Below are 18,758 nucleotides of genomic sequence, written 5' to 3'. Positions count from 1 at the left end.
CAACTATGGGCAAACCCGCGCGACACACTGGGGGCGAACGGATTTCACGCTCAGATCACAGGAACCGATCAGTCCAGCAGCACTGTCGCGAATGTTGCGATTTGCCGGAATCCGACCTTCGCGTACGCGCGGCGCGCGACCTCGTTGTAGCAGTTCACGTACAGACTGGCGGTCCGACCGGAGGCGACCACCACATTCGCCACCGTGGCGGTACCCGAGGTGCCCACACCGCTACCGCGATGCTCGGGATGCACCCAGACGCCCTGAATCTGGCCGGTACGGCGGGACAGCGCGCCCACCTCGGCCTTGAAGACCACCTCACCGTCCTCGAAACGCGCCCAGGCCCGGCCGGATTCGATGAGACCGGCCACCCGGCGACGATAGCCACGACCACCGTCCCCCGCGCGCGGGTCCACCCCGATCTCCTCGGTGAACATGGCAACGGCCGCAACGAGATAGCGGTCCAACTCCTCCGGGCGCACCCGGCGCACCCGGAGATCGGGTTCGATACCGGCGGTCCGGTCCAGAGCCAGCAGCGGCTGATCGGCACGCAGATCGCGCGCCGGACCCCAATGCTCGGAGAGCAGTTCCCACAGCGGCAGCGCGAGCTCGCGCCGGCCCACCACCGAGGAGCAGGCGCGCGGTGATCGCACCGCGCGCTCGGCGAACGCCCGCAGATCCGCCCGGCTACCGCGCAGCGGCACCAGATTCGCGCCCGAGAAGCACAGCGACGTATCCGGTCCGCCACGACTCCACAACTCGCCGTAGGCGCCGCGGGTGTCCAGCCCGTACTCCTGCAGTCGGGCCGCCACCATGCAACTCGCCACCGGATCGGTGTCCAGGACACGCAAAACCTGTGGCAGGTCGCGGTTCACGAGCTGTTGGGCAGCCGAGGATTTACCCCGGCGAGTCGGCTCCAGCACACTCCGCACGTTCACAGCCTGCCAGAACTTCTGAAAACGTGCCGCACTATCGGTATGGACCGCGCGTCGACCAGGGGTTATCCGGCGCTCACGACCGGGGAACCGCTGCCCGCGGCCTCACCCATCTCCTCGGCGATGCGCATGGCCTCCTCGATGAGGGTCTCCACGATGAGATGTTCGGGCACGGTCTTGATGACCTCGCCCTTGACGAAGATCTGACCCTTGCCATTACCGGAGGCCACACCCAGATCGGCCTCGCGGGCCTCGCCGGGGCCATTGACGACGCAACCCATAACGGCAACGCGCAGCGGCACTTCCAGCCCCTCGAGCCCGGCGGAAACCGCATTGGCCAGGGTGTAGACATCGACCTGCGCGCGACCGCAGGACGGGCAGGAGACGATCTCCAGTTTGCGCGGGCGCAGATTCAGCGACTGCAGAATCTGATCGCCGACCTTGATCTCCTCGGCGGGCGGGGCCGACAGCGAAACGCGAATGGTGTCACCGATGCCCTCCGATAGCAACGCGCCGAACGCCACCGCGGATTTGATGGTGCCCTGGAAGGCCGGACCGGCCTCGGTCACGCCCAGGTGCAGCGGGTAATCGGATTGCGCGGCCAGCTGGCGGTACGCCTCCACCATGACCACCGGGTCATTGTGCTTGACCGAGATCTTGATATTGCCGAAGCCGTGATCCTCGAAGAGGCTGGCCTCCCACAGCGCGGATTCGACCAGGGCCTCGGGGGTGGCCTTGCCGTACTTCTCCAGCATGCGCTTGTCCAGCGAACCGGCATTGACGCCGATGCGGATCGGGATACCGGCGGCGGCAGCGGCCTTGGCCACCTCGCCGACGCGGCCGTCGAACTCCTTGATATTGCCCGGATTCACGCGCACCGCGGCACAGCCCGCGTCGATGGCGGCGAAGATGTAGCGGGGCTGGAAGTGGATATCGGCGATCACGGGAATCTTGGACTTCTTGGCGATGATGGCCAGCGCGTCCGCATCCTCCTGACGCGGGCACGCGACGCGCACGATGTCGCAACCGGAAGCGGTGAGCTCCGCGATCTGCTGCAGGGTGGCGTTCACATCATGAGTTTTGGTGGTGGTCATGGACTGAACCGAAATCGGGAATTCGCTGCCGACGCCGACCTTGCCCACCATCAACTGACGGGTCTTGCGCCGGGGCGCGAGGACTGCCGCCGGTGCGGCCGGCATCCCCAATGCGATGGCACTGCTCACGATCAGTTGCCTACTTTCGTCTTGTGCTCACCCGTTCCGGTCCCGAGCTTACCGAGGCACGGTTACCGGTCGCCCTGTGACGGCGGCGACAAGGGTACCTGCGCCCAGGCAGCGACTCGGAATCGGGCAGGGGCCTACCCTTTGTATTCGTTTCGGACGGCGCGAAGGTATACGTTTCGAAAAGTGAAGGTAGCGAACTTCGATCCCTGGCCCCGCACGCCCGAAGAGGCGGTGGCACTTCAAGATCGACTGCGCACCCAGATTATTTCCCGCAACCCCGCTACGCCGCGTTTCCGCACGATCGCCGGACTGGACTCGGCGTATGACGAGGACGGAAATGTGGTCGCGGCCATAGTGGTATTGGACGCGCAGACCCTGGAAACCGTGGAGACCGCGACCGCGCGGGGCACCACCGACTTCCCGTACATTCCGGGCCTGCTGGCCTTCCGGGAGCTGCCCACCACCCTCGCGGCCTTCGAAAACCTCGGCACCACACCGGATCTCATCATCTGCGACAGTCAGGGGCTGGCTCATCCGCGCCGCTTCGGCTTCGCCTGCCACGTGGGTCTGCTGACCGGAATCCCCACACTCGGGGTCGCCAAGAACGCGTGGGGCGACTACGCGATGCCCGCTGCCGAACGCGGCTCCTTCAGTGAGATCACCATCGACGGCGAGGTGGTAGGCCGAGCCCTGCGAACCCGCAGCAACGTCAAACCGGTATTCGTATCGATCGGTCATCTCATCGATATCGAAACCGCCTGCGCCCAGGTGCTTTCACTCACCCCCGAATTCCGCCAGCCCGAAACCACCCGGCGCGCCGACCGCCTCTGCCGTCGGCTGCTGGCCGAGCTCGCGGCCTGAGACCTCACCCACACCCGGATCAGATGCGAGCGCCTTTGCGCTGATTGCATTTGCGGCACAGGATCTGGAGATTGTCGACACTGGTCGCGCCGCCCTGACTCCACGGGATGATGTGGTCGAACTCCAGGTACTGCTTATCGCCGCACTCCTGGCATTTACCGCCGTCGCGCTGCCAGACACGGGCCTTGACATCCTGCGGAACCGCGCGGGAATCCCGCTGGCCCGGGGCCAGCACCAGACGTTTCGCCACCCGCAGCGCGCCTTCGAGGATGGCCGCGACGTATTCGGCGTCGGGCACCCGGTAGCTGCCGCCACCGCGTGCCGAGGTGGCCTGGATCACCACGGTGTCGTACTCGTGGCGAATGGCGACCATCTTGGTCCAGAGCAGCTCGGTGCCCGCGGTATCGCCGACGAAGCGGAGCTTCTTACTGCTGGCGATCAAGCGGCCCGGGGTTTGTTTGGGGCCGTTGGCGAGATAGCGGATCTGGGTGGCGTTCACATCCAGGTAGAGCAGTTCATCGGCCTCCAGGTGCAGGCCGGGCCGCTCGATCAGGGGTAGATCGCCGACCTTGACCTGGGTCAGCGCCCGGCCGCGCAGCATGCGCTGACGCAGGCCCTCGATGTGCTGGGCGGCCTGGGCGAGATCGGTGGCGGCCCGCAGGGTGGCCACGGTCCGGTCGAAATCGACCAGTTCGCTCTCCTCGATCTCACCGTCCGCGAAGGCGAAGGCCACCACCCGCTCGAGATGGGCCACCGCCAGCGGGCGCAGCGCCTCGCGACCGGTGGCCTCGCTGATCATGTGGAAGCGCAACTGCCCCCACACCTGCTCCCACGCCGGGCCGTGCGGACCGCCGGAGGTCAGCACCTGCCACATCTGCCCGCGCCACGCCTCCAGCAGACCGTTGACCTCGGTCTCACACCAGCGGCAGGCGGCGGGACCGCCGAAGCGCGGCACATGCCTGGGACGACCACAGCGCGGACAGGTGGCGGGATCGTTCGCGGGGAACGACGGCCGGTAGTCCTCGGTCCAGACCGCACCGGTCCACCAGCGCAGCCGCGCGGAATCGCCTGGGACGGAATACCATCCGGCCGGAATATCGGAGGCCGCCGGGGCGGCGGGAGCAGCGGGGACCGGAAGCCGCGGAGCCGGAACAGCCGCCGACAGCGGTGGCGGAGTCGGTGACAGCGGTGGCGGAGTCGGTGAGGGCGCGGTCGGGGGCGGAGTCGATTCGAGGGGTGGCTGGGTCGGCTCATCGTCGACCTGCACGCCGAATTCCTCTGCGAGGCCGCGCAATCCGCTGGTCCAGCCCTGACCGACGGCGCGGAATTTCCAATCCCCGTTGCGGCGATAGAACTCGCCCAGCACCATGGCGGTCACGGCATCGGACTGGTGCAGCGGGTAGCGGAGCAGGACGCCACCGGTATCGCGCACGGTGAGGGTCAGATCGTCGACGTCCCGAAATGAGCCCTGCTCAACGGATCCCGCGATGACGACCTTGTCGACACCGGGTTCGATGGCCGTCAGCGCCAGGCGCAGGGTGGCCCTTCCGGCGCCGGCATCCTCCAGCACCACCGCGCCGGAGGGATGCCGGGGCGCGTTGAAGAAGACGAAATCGTCATTGCCCCTGATCTTTCCGCTCGCGGCGAGCAGCAATGCCTGCGGATCCACCTCGCGGCCCGCGCCCCACTCCAGCACCAGCGATACCGCCGCCGCACCCACCGGCGCGTTCGCTCCACGCGTCAATTCCACGACGCAACACCGTTCTCTCTCGCCCAGAAAATGTCGAGACATCCACTGCGCCAGGAAGTTCGGTGACAGTTATCCCCGCCCCGAGCTCAACGACTGCCCCGGAGCAACCTTACCCACGGCGACCGACAACACGCCTGCGCCGCCGGAGTATCGGCACGATCGGTCAGGGGAAGAGCTTGACCGGGTTCACGATATCGGCGACCAGGGTCAGCATCATGTACGCGCCGCCGACCACCACGACCACATAGGTCGCCGGGAGCAGTTTCAGATAGTCGACCGGCGGGCCGTCGGGGAGACCCTTGCGGCCGCGCAGCACATTGCGGATCTTCTCGTAGATGACCACGGCCATATGTCCGCCGTCCAGGGGCAGCAGCGGCAGCAGGTTGAATGCGCCGAGGAAGAAGTTCAGGCTCGCCAGGGTCAGGACGAACAGCGACCACAGGCCGTGCTCGGCGGTCTCGCCACCGATCTTGCTGGCGCCGTAGACCGAGACCGGGGTCTCCGGATCGCGTTCGCCGCCGGTGACCGCATGCCACAGGTCGACCACCTTGGCGGGCATCTGCGCCAGCGATTGCACCGTGCGGACCGCGATCTGACCGGTGAACGCGGCCGACGCCGGAATCGCCGCCAGGAAATCATGTTTGACGGGCAGGTACTGGTCGTGGCCGACGCCGATCTTGCCGACCGTCTTGGGCGTACCGTCCTTCTCCGAGTAGACCACCGACAGCTCGGGCGTCACCGGAACGGTGAGGGTCTGGCCGTCACGCTTGATGGTGTACGTGAAGGGGCCGGTCTGCTTCTGCGTCTGCGAGGTGAATTCCTCCCAGGTCTTGACCGGTGTGCCGTTGACCGCGGTCACCAGATCACCGCGCCGCAGACCCGCGCGCTGGGCCGGACCGTCGCCGGTGCACGGGCTGTACGACAGATCGGGGTTCTGCGCCTTCACACAGCTCATCGAACCGAGCTGGGTGGCGGGCGGCTGATCGAAACGCGGCAGACCCCACACCACCGCGAGCAGCATGATGAGCAGGAAGCCGAGGAAGAAGTTCATCACGATGCCGCCGGACATGACGACCATCCGCTTCCAGGTCTTCTGCCGGTACATGGCCCGATCCAGATCCACCGGATCGAGCTCGTCCAAGGCGGTCATACCGGCGATATCGCAGAAACCGCCCAGCGGCAGCGCCTTCAAGCCGTATTCGGTCTCACCGCGCGTGGTGGACCACACCTTCGGGCCGAAGCCGATGAAGTAGCGGCGCACCTTCATACCGGTCGCCTGCGCCGCCCACATGTGGCCGCATTCGTGCAGCGCGACCGACACGGTGATACCGAGGGCGAACAGTGCGAAGCCGATCGCGTAGACCATTGCGGTATCGAACCCTTCTGCAGTCAGCCGCGCACGATCGTGCGCGCGGTTTCTCGCGCCCACGTATCGGCCGCGAGCACCTCGTCCAAGGTACTGGGTTCGGCGGTCCAGCGGTCGGCGGACTCCACGACCCGTGCGACCGTGCGCACGATCTCGGGGAATCGGATCAGGCCGTCCAGGAACGCCTGCACCGCTATCTCATTGGCGGCGTTGTAGACCGCCGTCACGCAACCGCCCGCCATACCGGCCCGGCGCGCGAGGTCGATGGCGGGGAAGACCTCATTGTCGACCGGTTCGAAGGTCCAAGTCGAGGCGGTGGTCCAATCGCACGCGGTGGCCGCGCCGGGCACCCGGTCCGGCCAGCCCAGGGCCAGCGCGATGGGCAGCTTCATATCCGGCGGACTGGCCTGGGCCAGTGTCGAACCGTCGTAGAAGGTGACCATGGAATGCACGATCGACTGCGGGTGCACGGTCACTTCGATGCGGTCGTAGGGCACGCCGAACAGCAGATGCGTCTCGATCAGTTCGAGGCCCTTGTTCACCAGCGAGGCCGAGTTCAGCGTATTCATCGGGCCCATGGACCAGGTCGGATGGGTTTTGGCCTCGGCCGGATTCACCGATTCGAGCATTTCGGCGGTCCAGCCGCGGAAGGGGCCGCCCGAGGCGGTGAGCACCAGCGACCGCACCTCTTCGGCGCGGCCGCCCCGCAGGCATTGCGCCAGCGCGGAATGCTCGGAGTCGACCGGGACGATCTGGCCGGGCTTGGCCGCGCGCGTCACCAGCGAGCCGCCCGCGACCAGGGATTCCTTATTGGCGAGGGCGAGCCTGCGGCCGGAGTGCAGCGTCTCCAGGGTCGGCTCCAAACCGAGCGACCCGACCAGTGCGTTCAGCACCACATCGGCATCGGTGCGCCGCACCAATTCGGTCGCCGCGTCCGGACCGGCCAGCGCCACACCGAGTTTCGCCGCCGCGGCCGGATCCGCCACCGCCACGTTCGGAGTTCCCGTGGCCGCGATCTGCTGCGCCAGCAAGTCGGTATTGCCACCCCGCGCGGCCAATCCGACCACCTCGAACCGGTCGGGATTGGCGGCGATCACCTCCAGCGCCTGGGTACCGATCGAACCCGTGCTGCCCAGCAGCAGAACCTTCACAACGTCGGACACCCGTTCATTCTCCCTTGCCCGTCATCGGCTGTCGCCACCCCCATCCGAGCGGTGGGTGCGGTGTGACATGCCGCCCTGCCGTCACCCTGCTGGCTACGACGCTGGGTCGTATGCCACGATATGGACGAGTATTCGATTCGAGCCTATAAGGAGCGAAAGTGGCCGCCACGGAACTGGAATCCGTCCACAGCGCCGATGTCGTCACCAAGGTCGACACCGCCGAGGTTCCGTCGGCAGCGTGGGGCTGGAGTGGTGAGTCGCGCCGTACCTTCCGCACCGCCGGCTGGGTCGTCGTGGTCATCCTGCTCGCCATGCTCTTCGAGGGCCCGCAGGGCGCGTCATCGGGCAGCGGCAACACCGGATACATCTTCCTGCTCGTGTTCGCGGTCGGACTCGCGGGCATCCTGATTCGCGACTCGCTGTTGCACAAGAAGCCTCGCTAGGCCCTCACCTGCGCTAATACCCGGCCTCGCAAAGTTTTTCGCGGGGCCGTGGTCGTGTCTCCTTGAACATCAGGCAAACTCGACTCGGCAAACCCGCCAACGATTTTCCGGGAGTGAACGTATGCGCAAGATTCTGCCCTCCACCCTGCTGGCCGCGTCGGCCGTCGGCGCCCTGCTGGTGCTGCCCGCCGGCACCGCGTCCGCCCAGTCCCCCGCCTGCGCGCAGGTCGCCGATGTGCTGGGCGGCGTGACCGCCCTGGGTCCCGACCACGACCTCGAGGTCCGCGTGGCCGACCAGCTGCTGGCCATCGACGCCGGCGGCCAGGAGCGCACCGCCATCGCGCAGTACGCGAACGCGCTGAAGAACGGTGATGCGGCGAGCATCGGCAACGCCACCATCATCCTCAACGGTGTGTGCGCGCAGTCCTAGTCCTCGGACATCCGCAGCGGCTTCGGGCCGGATCGCTTTGCGCGATCCGGCCCGAAGTCTGTTGTGCTGTTGTGGTGCAGCGGATTACGGCTGCGAGATGCGGCTGAAGAAGCCGATGCCGACGCCGATGGCGGCCGGAACACCGGTCAGCACCAGGCCCGCGGCGGCGCCCAGCGGAATGCCGACCAGCGCGCCCGCCATGCAGCCGCCGATCCAACCGGGCAGCAGTACCGGGGTACCCAGGAACGCGCCGATGGCGCAGCCGCCGATACCGCCGATGAGGGTGCCGACCATGGTGCCGATGGCGGTGATGACACCGAACTGCGAGGAAGCGGCCGAGAAGGCGGCATCCTGATCGGCCTGGCTCGCGACATTCCGTAGCGGCAGATCGGCCGGGTGGGCCACGGCCGGATCCATATTCGGGGTCAGCGTGGCGGTATTGCCGTCGATCTGGGCCGCGATCGGGAAGGCCAGGCCGTCCTTGACGAAGTTCAGCGGGAAGGCGGTGACCAGGCCGCCCTGCGGGTCACGCACCTGGAACTGATCGCCCTCGGTGGTCAGGGAGCCGATATCGGTCTTCAGAACCACGGACGCGCCTTCGATCTTGGCGTCGTAGTGGATTGCCGCGGCCTCCGGGGCGTCGGCGGGGGCGGCATAGCTGGTGCCGGCGGTGATGCCGAGGGCCGCGATGGCCAGAGCCGAGGTGGCGGCGAACTTCTTGAAACGCATGACTTCTCGTCGCTTTCTGCAGCGGGCGGGACCCCTGTCTCGGGGAGCAGGTCCTCGTCGAGCACCTGGGATGAAGCATCGTTTTGATGTGTTGCCGTGGTGTTGCCAGCCTATGGCGACAATGGGTCGTCAAGCACGTTTCGGTTACAGTTCATGTTCATTCGGTCTTTTCAGGCCGATTTAAGCAAACCTTCAGTGCACAGCAAGGGGCACGTACCAATCCTCGGATCGGTACGGGCCCGTAGTAGTACGGAGCGGGTTCTACTACTGATTCGCCGGATCGTTGATGCGCTGGAAGAAGCCGATGCCGACGATGATCGCGGCCGGAACGCCGGTCAGCACCAGGCCCGCCGCGGCGCCCAAGGGGATGCCGATCAGCGCGCCGGCGAAGCAGCCGCCGACCCAACCCGGCAGCAGCACCGGGGTGCCCAGGAACGCGCCCAGGGCGCAACCGGCGACGCCGCCCACGAGGGTGCCGATCAGGGTGCCGACGGCGGTGATGACACCGAACTGCGAGCCCGCGGCCGACACGGCATCGTCGAACGCCTTCTGCTGCACGACCTCGTGCACGGCCAGATCGGCCGGACGGGCGGCGGCCGGCGTCACCTCCGGGGTCAGCACCGCGCGCAGACCGTCGATCGCGGCGTGGATCGGGTACCGCATGCCGTCCTTGACGAATCCGAGCGGGAACGCGGTGACCAGTCCGCCCTTGTTGTCCAGCAGTTGGAACTGGTCGTCCTTGGTGGTCATGGCGCCGGCGTCGGTGGTCAGCACGACCGAATCGCCTTCGATGGCGGCATTCCAGTGGATGGCCGGGACGAGATCGTCGACCGCCTGATTGAGGCCATTGATGATGTCGGGGGCGGCGGGGAGAGCGGGAGCGGGAGCGGCGTGAACAGTTCCGGCGCTGATGCCGAGAGCCGCGATTACCAGGGCCGACGTCGCGGCAAATTTGCTGAACTTCATCACTTCGATTGCTTTCCTTGCTCGAACACTGACGGAGATTCGGATTCACGGCCTTTTAGAGCGCCTTAGTCAAGTGTCCAGGAAGCGGTTACTGATAGGTAGCTAAGAAAGCGTATTGATAGCGGACATCACTGAGTATGGCTTCCTGTGATGCACGTCCCGTTCCGAGAGAAGGGCCGATCATGACGACAGCCGCACGCGGAAACCGCGTTCGCAGGGCCGCGGGGTGCGCACCCCGCAGTTGTGGCTGAATCTGCCCGCCGCCGACAAGTTGCTCGAGCCGAGCTATCAGGACCTGCGGGGTGCGCGGATGCCGGTGCGCCGGGACTCCGGGTCGAGGTGCGGGTGTTCTCCGGGCGCTCCGGGGATGTGGCCGGTCCGGCGCGAAATCATGTGCCGGTCACCATGATCGACGCCCGGACGAACCCATCCCGTTCGCGATTGGCCATTCGGAAAGCTGGTCGTCACGACCTGAGTTCTGTGGGGTTCGGCACGTCTACTTCCCATTATGAACAACTGTCTATATTTTTTGAACAACTGTTCACTACTGGAGGAGTCCACAATGGGGATCGTCGCGGCGGTATTGGTGGCACTGGTGGCCGTGCTGCACGGATACATCCTGGTATTGGAGATGTTCCTGTGGGACAAGAAGCCGGGGCGGGCGCTGTCCGGATTCAATGCGGAGCTGGCGGCCGAAACCAAGGCGCTGGCGGCGAATCAAGGGCTGTACAACGGGTTTCTGGCGGCCGGGCTGGTGTGGGGGTTGATCATGGGCGGTGACGCCGGGCGGGGCGTGCTGGTGTTCTTCACCAGCTGCGTGGTGGTCGCGGGTCTCTACGGTGCGGCCACCGCCAATCGGCGGATTCTGTTCGCACAGGCCCTACCGGGTGCGCTGGCGCTGGCCGCGGTTCTCATCGCCGGATGAGCGCGGTGCAGGACCCGCGTGCCGAACGCACGCGCGGCAAGCTGCGGCAGGCGCTCTTCGACGAGTGCGCCGAGCGGCCGCTGGAGCAGGTGAGCGTCTCGGCGGTGGTGCGCCGGGCGCGGGTGAGCCGGGGTGCGTTCTATCTGCACTACGCGGATCTGGAGACGCTGGCCGTGGATGCCTGCGCGGAAGTGGTGCGCGAGGGGGTGGAGGCGCTGCACGCCTGGCGCGGCCTCCCCGATCCCGAAGCACCGCCGGGCGCGCTGCTCGGCTTCTTCCGGGTCATCGAACGGAGTGCCGCGCTGTATCTAACTCTGTTGCGCCCCGGCGGTTCCGGGCCGCTGGGCGAACTGCTCCATCGCGAGCTGCGCGAGCGCTCCAGACGGGAACGGCTGCTGCTCAACGCTCCCGACGCCGAGCTGATCGCCTCCGCGGTGGCGGGCACCTTCACCGGTGTGCTGGCCGACTGGATGCACGGCCTGATCGACGCCGACGCGGACGCGGTCGCGGCGCGGGTATGGCGACTGCTGATCGCACTGCACCGCACCTCGCCACCTCCCCGCGGCGGACCGGCACCGGTTACGGTGGCCTGATGAATGAACCCGCGATCGCACCGCTGCGCATCGGCATCCTCGGCGCGGCGCGTATCACACCCGCCGCCCTGATCAACCCGGCGAAATCGAATCCGGAGGTCGTCGTCGCGGCGGTCGCCGCCCGAAACATCGAGCGCGCCCGGGCCTATGCGAAAAAGCACGGCATCGCCCAGGTCTACGACGACTACGACGCACTGGTCACCGCACCCGATATCGACGCCGTCTACATTCCGCTGCCGAATGGCCTGCACGGCAAGTGGACTCGGGCCGCCCTCGCCGCCGGCAAACACGTGTTGTGCGAGAAGCCCTTCACCGCCAATGCCGCCGAAGCCCGCGAAATCGCGGACCTGGCAAAGGATTCCGATCGCGTGGTGATGGAAGCCTTCCACTACCGCTACCACCCGCTCACCCTGGCGGCCGAAAACATCATCGCCTCGGGCGAATTGGGCACCCTTCAACGCGTCGACACCGCGTTCTGCTTCCCCCTGCCCCGGTTCTCCGATATCCGCTACAACTACGACCTGGCGGGCGGCGCGCTCATGGACGCGGGCTGCTACGCCGTCCACATGGCCCGCGTACTCGGCGGCGAAACCCCCGAAGTCACCGCGGCACAGGCGAAAGTCCGCGACCCCCGCATCGACCGCGCCATGCGCGCCGACCTCCGCTTCCCCGGCGGCCACACCGGAACCATCCGCTGCTCCATGTGGTCCTCCGACATCCTGCGCGTCAGCGCCCGCGTCATAGGCGACCAGGGTGAACTCCACATCCTCAACCCCATCGCCCCCCAACTCCCGCACCGCCTGACCGTCCGCTCCGCCCGCGGAAAACGCACCGAACGCTTCACCCACCGCCCCACCTACGCCTACCAACTCGACGCCTTCGCCGCCGCCGTCCTACGCGGCGAACCAGTCAAAACCCCACCCGAGGATTCGGTCGCCACCATGACCGTCATCGACGCCATCTACACGGCCGCGGGACTCCCGCTGCGCCAGCCCAGCTGAACGGATCGCGGACCGACCGGTCGAGCAAATCCACCGGCGAAAGAGGCCGCGCGAAATTCGAAAACCGTTGAGCTACTTGCACAGCCGGTAACTTCACCGAAACCGGGGCACATTGCCGACCGATGGCTACAGTGATGTGGTCGTCGGTTACGGGGGTCGGTGTGGGCAGGGAGGGCGCGGTGCTCGATGCGCGTAATCATCAGGGCAAGTTCGGCGCCGACCACCGCGGTGGACACGCTGGCCTACCGAGCCGAGGACGCCGCGGTAACCCTGGCCGGGGGCGCACACGTGGTGCTCGCCGTTCGCCATCTCATCACCGCTAGTGCCGGCGAAGTGCTCGGCGAAACCGGGCCGCCCGCTCGCGGTGGCGATCCCGAGGCCGCGCGGGCGCTGCTGGCACGAACGCTCCTCACATCGGGCGAAGGTGTGCTCGGACTAGCTGTTTCGTTCCCCGCCGACTCGATCGACACCGATCAGCCAGGGCGGCGGACAGCGTTGCGGGTGCTGCGCGTCTCGACCGCGCCGCAACGGGCGAGTTCGGAGCAGCCGAGCGACATCGATGCACTCACAACACTCGACATTGCCCGGGGTGAGGGCCTCGCGCTCGCCGAACTGACCGGACCGGACCACCTGACACCGTTCGAGCTCAATTTCCACCGGTCCTGGCTCGAAGGACGCACCGACGAATGCGTCCGCTTCGCACGCGGGGCCGCACCGCGCATCCGGACACTGGTGCGAGCCGCCCCGGAGCCGTTGCCCGAGAACGCCTTCGGTGAGGTGCGCGGGCAGATAGTCGGCCTGTCCGATGATCGATCGGGTATCCGCCGGCGCGTCAAGGTCCGGGGTGCGCTCACCGTCGACGGCGCCGAAATAGAGCGATCACGCCCGGTCACGGTTTTGCTCGCGGATGACCACGACTATTCCGACGCGCTGGCGGCGCACCGAGACGGACGGACCGTCCGCGCGCGAGGCTCACTTACCCGTACCAACAGAGCACACGGAATCACCTACGGCACAGGCGGATTCACTGTGCTCAAGGAACCACGAACCTGACCACGGCGAAGAAGGAACAGAAATGGACAATTCCGAAGAGCGACTGACCGCGAGCGAGCGGTACGCACTGCTGGTACTCATGGCCGAGGCCCGCGAGTTGACCAATGCCGAGCTGTACGCCGTCGCCGGGATCAAGCTCGACGGGAAGAACCGCCGCCGCCTCAATGAACTCGGTTTGGTCACCAGCACCATGGTGAAAAGGGCCTTCGTCCACGAACTTTCCGACCGCGGCGCGGTCTGGTGCGATGCGGAGCTCTCCCGCGCACGTCCCGAGCGCTCGGGCTCGGCCGGCGGCGCGCTGTACGCGGTACTGGCCGGGCTGCGGCGATATCTGGACGACAGCGAGCTCGCCCTGGCCGATATCTTCCGGCCGGATGTGGCGAGCCAGGTGGAGGCGGCATACGCCGAATTGACCAGGGGGCGTGGAACTCCGCTGCGGCTGGCGGAGCTGCGGGACCGGCTCGGCAGCGTGCCGCGCGCACAGGTGGATCAGGCGCTGGAGGCGCTGGCCCGGCGCAGTCACATCCACGTGCGCGCCGAAGCGGATCAGAAGACGCTCACCGCACAGGATCTCGAGGCCGCGGTCGTTCTGGGCGGGACGCCACGACATCTGCTCACCATCGAGGCCGCACGGTGAATGAGGAGCAGCGGCACGCGCTCTCATTGATCCAGTTCAGCAGCGCGGTCACCCCGAACCAGGTGTGGAGCCCCCTCACCTATCACGTCGACGGCCTGCACCGGGAAGCCGTGGAGGCGATCACCCGGGCCGTGTACGCGGCCGAGATCCGACCACTCAGCACACCGACCGGATTGGTGCTGAGCGGCGAACACGGTGTCGGCAAGACCCATATGCTCGGCTGGATACGACAGCACGTTCAGGACCGCGGTGGCGCGTTCTTCATGCCCAAGCTGATCGACGGTCGATCGTTCTGGGCGGGCGCGGTACACGGAATCGTCGCCCAGCTACTGGGATCCGATGGCGGCCAGCTGATTCCGATGCTCGACGGTCTCTGTCAGCGCACCGGATGCGGCCGGGAGCTGCGGATGCGACTACGCGGCAACTTACCGTTGAGCCGATCCGCCCTCGACGAATTCATCGACCGCTTCACCGAACTCGATGCCGAGGTTGCGTTCCAGTGCCGCGATACCCTGCGCGCCCTGGTGTTGTTTCAGGCCAGGGCGTTCCGCGATATCGGGCACAGTTTTCTAACGCTGGAGAGCGGGCTCGACGACGCGGATCGGGTGGTCTGGGGATTTCATGAGCGGAGCCGGACCGCACAGCTGATCTTCGGGGATCTGATTCGGCTGTTCGCACTCACCGGTCCGGTGGTGCTGGCGATCGATCAAATCGACTCCGTCATAGCACAATCCGCGCATTCCGAGCGCGACGATCTCGCGAACGGGCTCGCCGACGCACTCATGCGGATGCGTGAGGAGACCGTGCGCACGCTGATCGTCACCGCGTGCATTCCCAAATCCTGGGAGCTCATCGCCACCCGCGCGGTGAACTCCGCCGCCGATCGCTTCACGGTGCTCGAACTGTCGACGGCAATGCCCTCGACCACCGTGGCATCGGCCATTGTCGAACGCCACCTCGGAAACCTTTACGGGGAGGCCGGTTTCGAGCCGCCCTTCCCCACCTGGCCGGTCGCGCCGCGGGCGTTCGAGGATCCGCAGATCGCGCACTTCACCCCGCGACGGCTGCTTCAACAGGTGGAGAAGCACGTGCAGCAGTGCCTGGCCACCCGCACGATCGTCGAATTGGAGGGGTTCACCGAGAGTGCGCACCCGATCACGCCGCCGCCCGCACCGGCCGCGGGTGGGGACTTCGCCGAACTGGACGATCGCTTCGCGAAACTGTGCGCGAACGCCGATGTGGTCGGGCCGCTGAATCCGAAATTCGAAGACGGTGCCATGTTTTCGCTTCTCACCTCGGCGCTGCACTGCTTTGTCCGGGAGCGGGCGGGCAGCGGGATCGAACTCACCGTCGATCCGCAGAATATGGTGCAGCCCGCACTACACGCACGGCTGCGCCGAACTTTGGACGAAGCCACCGAGGACCAGGAGCACTGGAGCTTCCGAGCCATCTCACACAGTCACCATACGGCCGTGCTCACGCGTCTGCGATCGGCCTGTCTGGAGGCGGGCATCGGGCCCGGGGCCGGCAGACGCCACCTGGTGATCCTGCGTAATACGCCGTTCTCCACGGGGCAGGCCACCACCGCGACATTGGCCGAATTCGAAGCGGCGCAGGGTATCGCGGTACCGATATCAGCCGAGGATCTGCGGGTGTTCACCGCCCTCGAAGTCATGTGGGCCGAGGGTGCCGCGGATTTTCACAGCTGGCTGATGGCGCGCAGACCCGCCGGCGGATCACAATTGTTCGGCCGATTCCTCTCCGCGATGCATGCGGAAGCGAGTGCCGTACAACAGGATTCGGGAACGCCCTGCGAGGAACCGATTTCCGGGTCCGAGCCGAGTACACCGCTCTATGACCGAATCGCCACCGGCGCGCCGTCGATTCTGATCGGCCGTAATGTCGTAGGCGACAATGCTTTCCAGGTCCCGCTCAAGCAATTGCGAAAGCACACAGCGGTGTTCGCGGGTAGTGGCTCCGGAAAGACTGTCCTGCTGCGCCGTCTGGTGGAGGAGGCCGCGCTGCACGGCGTGTCGTCGATTCTGATCGATACCAACAACGACCTGGCCCAACTGGGTGACCGTTGGCCGACGCCGCCCGAGCACTGGGGCAGCGGTGACGCCGAGCGCGCCGAGCGCTATTTCGCCGGCACCGAAGTGCTGGTCTGGACACCACGGCGCGCGGCCGGTCGCCCGCTCGCGCTCAATCCACTGCCCGATTTCAGTGGCGTACTGGATGATCCGGATGAGTTCGGAACCTCGGTCGACGCCTCGGTCGCGGGTCTGCTCCCGCGCACCGGACTGACCAGCCGGAAGCTGCCCACCGGCACGGCGGTGCTGACCGAGGCGATGCGGTACTTCGCCCGGCGTGGCGGCACCGAACTCACCGCCTTCGTCGAACTGCTCGCCGATCTCCCCGACGGGGTCAGCAGCATTCGCAACGCGAGCGCCCTGGCCACCGCGATGGCCGATGAACTGCGCGCGGCGATGATCAACGATCCGGTATTCGGCGGCGCCGGTGAGCGACTCGACCCGGGAACGCTCTTGCGGCCGAGCCCGGGTAAACACGCTCGGATCTCGGTGATCAGCTGTATCGGCCTGGCCACCGAGGAACAGCGCCAAACCTTCGTGAATCAGCTGGAATTGGCGCTGTTCGCCTGGATCAAGCAGAACCCGGCCGGAGACCGACCACTCGGCGGACTGCTGGTACTGGACGAGGCGCAGACCTTCGCACCCTCCAGCGGTATGAAGGCCTCGACCGAGAGCACCCTCAAACTGGCCGCCCAGGCCCGCAAGTACGGCCTCGGCCTGGTATTCGCGACCCAGGCGCCGAAGGGCCTGCACAATATGATCACCGGCAATGCCGCCACGCAGTTCTTCGGCCATCTCAACGCATCCGTGCAGATCCAAGCCGCGAAGGAGTTGGCCCGCGCCAAAGGCGGCCAGGTGGAAGACATCTCACGGCTGTCCACCGGCCGGTTCTACGGCAGCACCGAGGGGATCGCCTTCGGCAAACTCGCGACGCTCATGTGCCTGAGCCACCACGGCGACAGCGCATTGACCGAAGAGGAAGTACTCGAGCGGGCGCGTCGCGAGCCCCGGTAGGCTCGCCCCGCCGATCCCACCGCGAGGCCGGGGGTCGTGAACCTCCTGTTTCGCCGCATGTCGTGTTGACCGAACTGGCCGGCCGGTGACCAGGGTTCAAAGCCCATTGCCGGTGTAGCTGAGGGCGGCGTCGACGAAGGCGCGGATGCGGGCGGTGGTGTGCTCGGCCGACCAGACCAGTCCCCATTCCAGCGGCGGTGTGTCACGCAGCGGCAGGTAGGTGAGGTCGGGTCGAGCATGGTAGCGCTGAGCGTGCGCGCCGATCGGCAGCACGCCCTGCCCGAATCCGACGAGGGCCAGCGCCTCCTGCAGGGTGGCCGCGGAGGGGCCCGGTCGTTGATCGGTCTCCGGTGTGACGGTACCGACCAGGCGGATCACGGGTGTGTCGGCCAGTTCCGCGACGGGTATCTCGCGTCGGTGCGCCCACCGATGGCTGGTGCCGACCGCGAGAACGGCGGCCTCCCGGATCAGTACCGGACTGCGCGCCAAATCCGGTGCGGTATCGGTGAATGCGCACAGACCCACGTCGATATCGCCCTGCCGCAACCACTCCGCGATTTCGGCAGGCTGTGCTTCGCGGATGCGGACCTCGCAGTCGAGGAGCCGCCGACGGAATTCCGCGGTGACGCCGATCAGCAATTGCGCCGCGGCCGGGCCGACGAAACCCACTCGCAGCTCACCGGTGAGGCCGCGCCCGGCATCGACGGCCCGCCGCAGCGCGGCTGCCATCGCATCCCGGGCGGGGCGCAGTTCCTCGGTCAGTTGCCGCCCGACCGGAGTGAGTTCGACTCGGCGGCTGGTGCGCTGGAACAACGGCACTCCGACACGACGCTCCAGCTTGCGCACGGTCTGGCTGACCCGCGCCGTCGACACCCGCAGCCGCTCCGCGGTGCGTCCGAAGTGCAGCTCCTCGGCCAGGGTCAGCAGGGTTTCCACCTCATGCCGTTCGATCATCAACCACTCCATCGTTAAGTCTCGCGTAACGATCGTGGCGCAAAGGCGCGTTGTTCGCCACTCGCCGTGGTAGCAGAGTGAAAACCACGACCCCACACCGTCGATACGAGGAGTTGCAGTGAGCACCACCCCATACGCGTTGCATGCATCGTCGGCCGATCTCGCCGCGGTCGTCGCGGAGCTGCGCGACCGCGCCGAGATCACCGACGCCCTGTACCGGTTCGGCCTCGGACAGGACACCAAGGATCCCGAGCTGTTCGCCTCCGCGTTCACCCCCGACGCCGAGCTGGACTTCCGGCCCGCCGCGGCCCGCTGGGGTGGCACTCCACCGGTGATGAGCGGCCGCGACACCATCGTCACCACGATTCTGGCCATGTTCGCCGACCGGGTGAACACCACCCACCAGGTCACCAATCCCCGCATCAGCATCGACGGCGATGTCGCGACCATGACCGCACTCGTGGAGGCCCAGCACCTGCTCACCACCGACCCATCGGTCCACGCTCTATTGAAGAACCCCTACGAACTCGAACTGCGGCGTGACGGCGACCGATGGCTCATCTCCCGGATGCGCATCGACAACATCTGGTTCACCGGCGACCCCTCCGCCATCTTCGCCTGAAGG

Annotated in this window: 18 protein-coding genes; 10 read left to right on the top strand and 8 right to left on the bottom strand. The window is 66.8% G+C overall.

The features are described from left to right. Positions 1 to 68 precede the first annotated feature (68 nt). Together NA10_RS13485 and ispG are read right to left on the bottom strand one after the other, a co-directional pair. On the bottom strand, positions 69 to 932 hold the full coding sequence (locus NA10_RS13485) for a GNAT family N-acetyltransferase (protein ID WP_245677188.1): 864 nt from the start codon (positions 930 to 932) through the stop codon (positions 69 to 71). Positions 933 to 1,000: 68 nt separating this feature from the next. Then, positions 1,001 to 2,134 (bottom strand): flavodoxin-dependent (E)-4-hydroxy-3-methylbut-2-enyl-diphosphate synthase, encoded by a 1,134-nt coding sequence (gene ispG / locus NA10_RS13480; RefSeq protein WP_373862372.1) that lies wholly within the window; start codon positions 2,132 to 2,134, stop codon positions 1,001 to 1,003. A gap of 207 nt (positions 2,135 to 2,341) precedes the next feature. Between ispG and NA10_RS13475 the strand changes: the two genes are divergently transcribed. Continuing rightward, a complete protein-coding gene (locus NA10_RS13475) occupies positions 2,342 to 3,019 on the top strand; it encodes an endonuclease V (RefSeq protein WP_067567959.1) in 678 nt (225 codons plus the stop codon). Between the two features lie 19 nt (positions 3,020 to 3,038). Here NA10_RS13475 and NA10_RS13470 read toward each other — a convergent pair whose 3' ends face one another. From NA10_RS13470 to dxr, 3 genes are all read right to left on the bottom strand, one after another. Continuing rightward, positions 3,039 to 4,769: a TerD family protein gene (locus tag NA10_RS13470; RefSeq protein WP_245677187.1), complete on the bottom strand. Its 1,731-nt coding sequence runs from the start codon at positions 4,767 to 4,769 to the stop codon at positions 3,039 to 3,041. 163 nt (positions 4,770 to 4,932) lie between these two features. Beyond that, a complete protein-coding gene (locus NA10_RS13465) occupies positions 4,933 to 6,135 on the bottom strand; it encodes a M50 family metallopeptidase (RefSeq protein WP_067567955.1) in 1,203 nt (400 codons plus the stop codon). Between the two features lie 23 nt (positions 6,136 to 6,158). Beyond that, positions 6,159 to 7,298: a 1-deoxy-D-xylulose-5-phosphate reductoisomerase gene (gene dxr / locus NA10_RS13460; RefSeq protein ID WP_067567953.1), complete on the bottom strand. Its 1,140-nt coding sequence runs from the start codon at positions 7,296 to 7,298 to the stop codon at positions 6,159 to 6,161. 158 nt (positions 7,299 to 7,456) lie between these two features. Between dxr and NA10_RS13455 the strand changes: the two genes are divergently transcribed. Both NA10_RS13455 and NA10_RS13450 read left to right on the top strand, forming a co-directional pair. Continuing rightward, a complete protein-coding gene (locus NA10_RS13455; RefSeq protein WP_067567951.1) occupies positions 7,457 to 7,741 on the top strand; it encodes a DUF2631 domain-containing protein in 285 nt (94 codons plus the stop codon). 121 nt (positions 7,742 to 7,862) lie between these two features. Then, complete coding sequence (locus tag NA10_RS13450; protein WP_067567949.1) at positions 7,863 to 8,171, top strand: hypothetical protein; 309 nt, start codon at positions 7,863 to 7,865, stop codon at positions 8,169 to 8,171. 84 nt (positions 8,172 to 8,255) lie between these two features. Here NA10_RS13450 and NA10_RS13445 read toward each other — a convergent pair whose 3' ends face one another. Together NA10_RS13445 and NA10_RS13440 are read right to left on the bottom strand one after the other, a co-directional pair. After that, on the bottom strand, positions 8,256 to 8,900 hold the full coding sequence (locus tag NA10_RS13445) for a DUF8020 domain-containing protein (protein ID WP_067567947.1): 645 nt from the start codon (positions 8,898 to 8,900) through the stop codon (positions 8,256 to 8,258). Positions 8,901 to 9,164: 264 nt separating this feature from the next. After that, a complete protein-coding gene (locus NA10_RS13440; RefSeq protein ID WP_067567945.1) occupies positions 9,165 to 9,866 on the bottom strand; it encodes a DUF8020 domain-containing protein in 702 nt (233 codons plus the stop codon). A 562-nt stretch (positions 9,867 to 10,428) separates the two neighbouring features. On the opposite strand from NA10_RS13440, the gene NA10_RS13435 reads away from it, so the two are divergent. The 6 genes from NA10_RS13435 to NA10_RS13410 all read left to right on the top strand — a co-directional run bounded on the left by NA10_RS13435 (position 10,429) and on the right by NA10_RS13410 (position 17,179). Then, a complete protein-coding gene (locus NA10_RS13435; RefSeq protein WP_067567943.1) occupies positions 10,429 to 10,791 on the top strand; it encodes a DUF1304 domain-containing protein in 363 nt (120 codons plus the stop codon). Further along, the gene (locus NA10_RS13430) at positions 10,788 to 11,384 is read left to right on the top strand and encodes a TetR/AcrR family transcriptional regulator (protein WP_067567941.1); all 597 of its coding nucleotides are present in this window, start codon (positions 10,788 to 10,790) and stop codon (positions 11,382 to 11,384) included. The genes NA10_RS13435 and NA10_RS13430 overlap by 4 nt, the downstream gene beginning before the upstream one ends. Beyond that, positions 11,384 to 12,385: a Gfo/Idh/MocA family protein gene (locus tag NA10_RS13425; protein WP_067567939.1), complete on the top strand. Its 1,002-nt coding sequence runs from the start codon at positions 11,384 to 11,386 to the stop codon at positions 12,383 to 12,385. Before NA10_RS13430 ends, NA10_RS13425 begins: the two co-directional genes overlap by 1 nt. A gap of 186 nt (positions 12,386 to 12,571) precedes the next feature. Next, entirely contained in the window at positions 12,572 to 13,438 is an 867-nt protein-coding gene (locus NA10_RS13420) for a hypothetical protein (RefSeq protein ID WP_067567937.1), read from the top strand. Positions 13,439 to 13,460: 22 nt separating this feature from the next. Further along, entirely contained in the window at positions 13,461 to 14,075 is a 615-nt protein-coding gene (locus tag NA10_RS13415; RefSeq protein WP_067567935.1) for a hypothetical protein, read from the top strand. Next, complete coding sequence (locus NA10_RS13410; protein WP_067567934.1) at positions 14,072 to 17,179, top strand: ATP-binding protein; 3,108 nt, start codon at positions 14,072 to 14,074, stop codon at positions 17,177 to 17,179. Before NA10_RS13415 ends, NA10_RS13410 begins: the two co-directional genes overlap by 4 nt. Before the next feature lie 96 nt (positions 17,180 to 17,275). On the opposite strand, the gene NA10_RS13405 is transcribed toward NA10_RS13410, so the two are convergent. After that, complete coding sequence (locus NA10_RS13405; protein WP_067568106.1) at positions 17,276 to 18,133, bottom strand: LysR family transcriptional regulator; 858 nt, start codon at positions 18,131 to 18,133, stop codon at positions 17,276 to 17,278. A gap of 118 nt (positions 18,134 to 18,251) precedes the next feature. Here NA10_RS13405 and NA10_RS13400 point away from each other — a divergent pair, with 118 nt between their 5' ends. Continuing rightward, the gene (locus NA10_RS13400; protein WP_067567933.1) at positions 18,252 to 18,755 is read left to right on the top strand and encodes a nuclear transport factor 2 family protein; all 504 of its coding nucleotides are present in this window, start codon (positions 18,252 to 18,254) and stop codon (positions 18,753 to 18,755) included. The last annotated feature ends 3 nt before the right edge of the window (positions 18,756 to 18,758 follow it).

The sequence above is a fragment of the Nocardia acidivorans NBRC 108247 genome, assembly GCF_001625085.1.
GTDB lineage: Bacteria > Actinomycetota > Actinomycetes > Mycobacteriales > Mycobacteriaceae > Nocardia > Nocardia acidivorans.
Note: the sequence above shows the minus strand (reverse complement) of the source record. Positions and strands in the feature narration are given on the sequence as shown.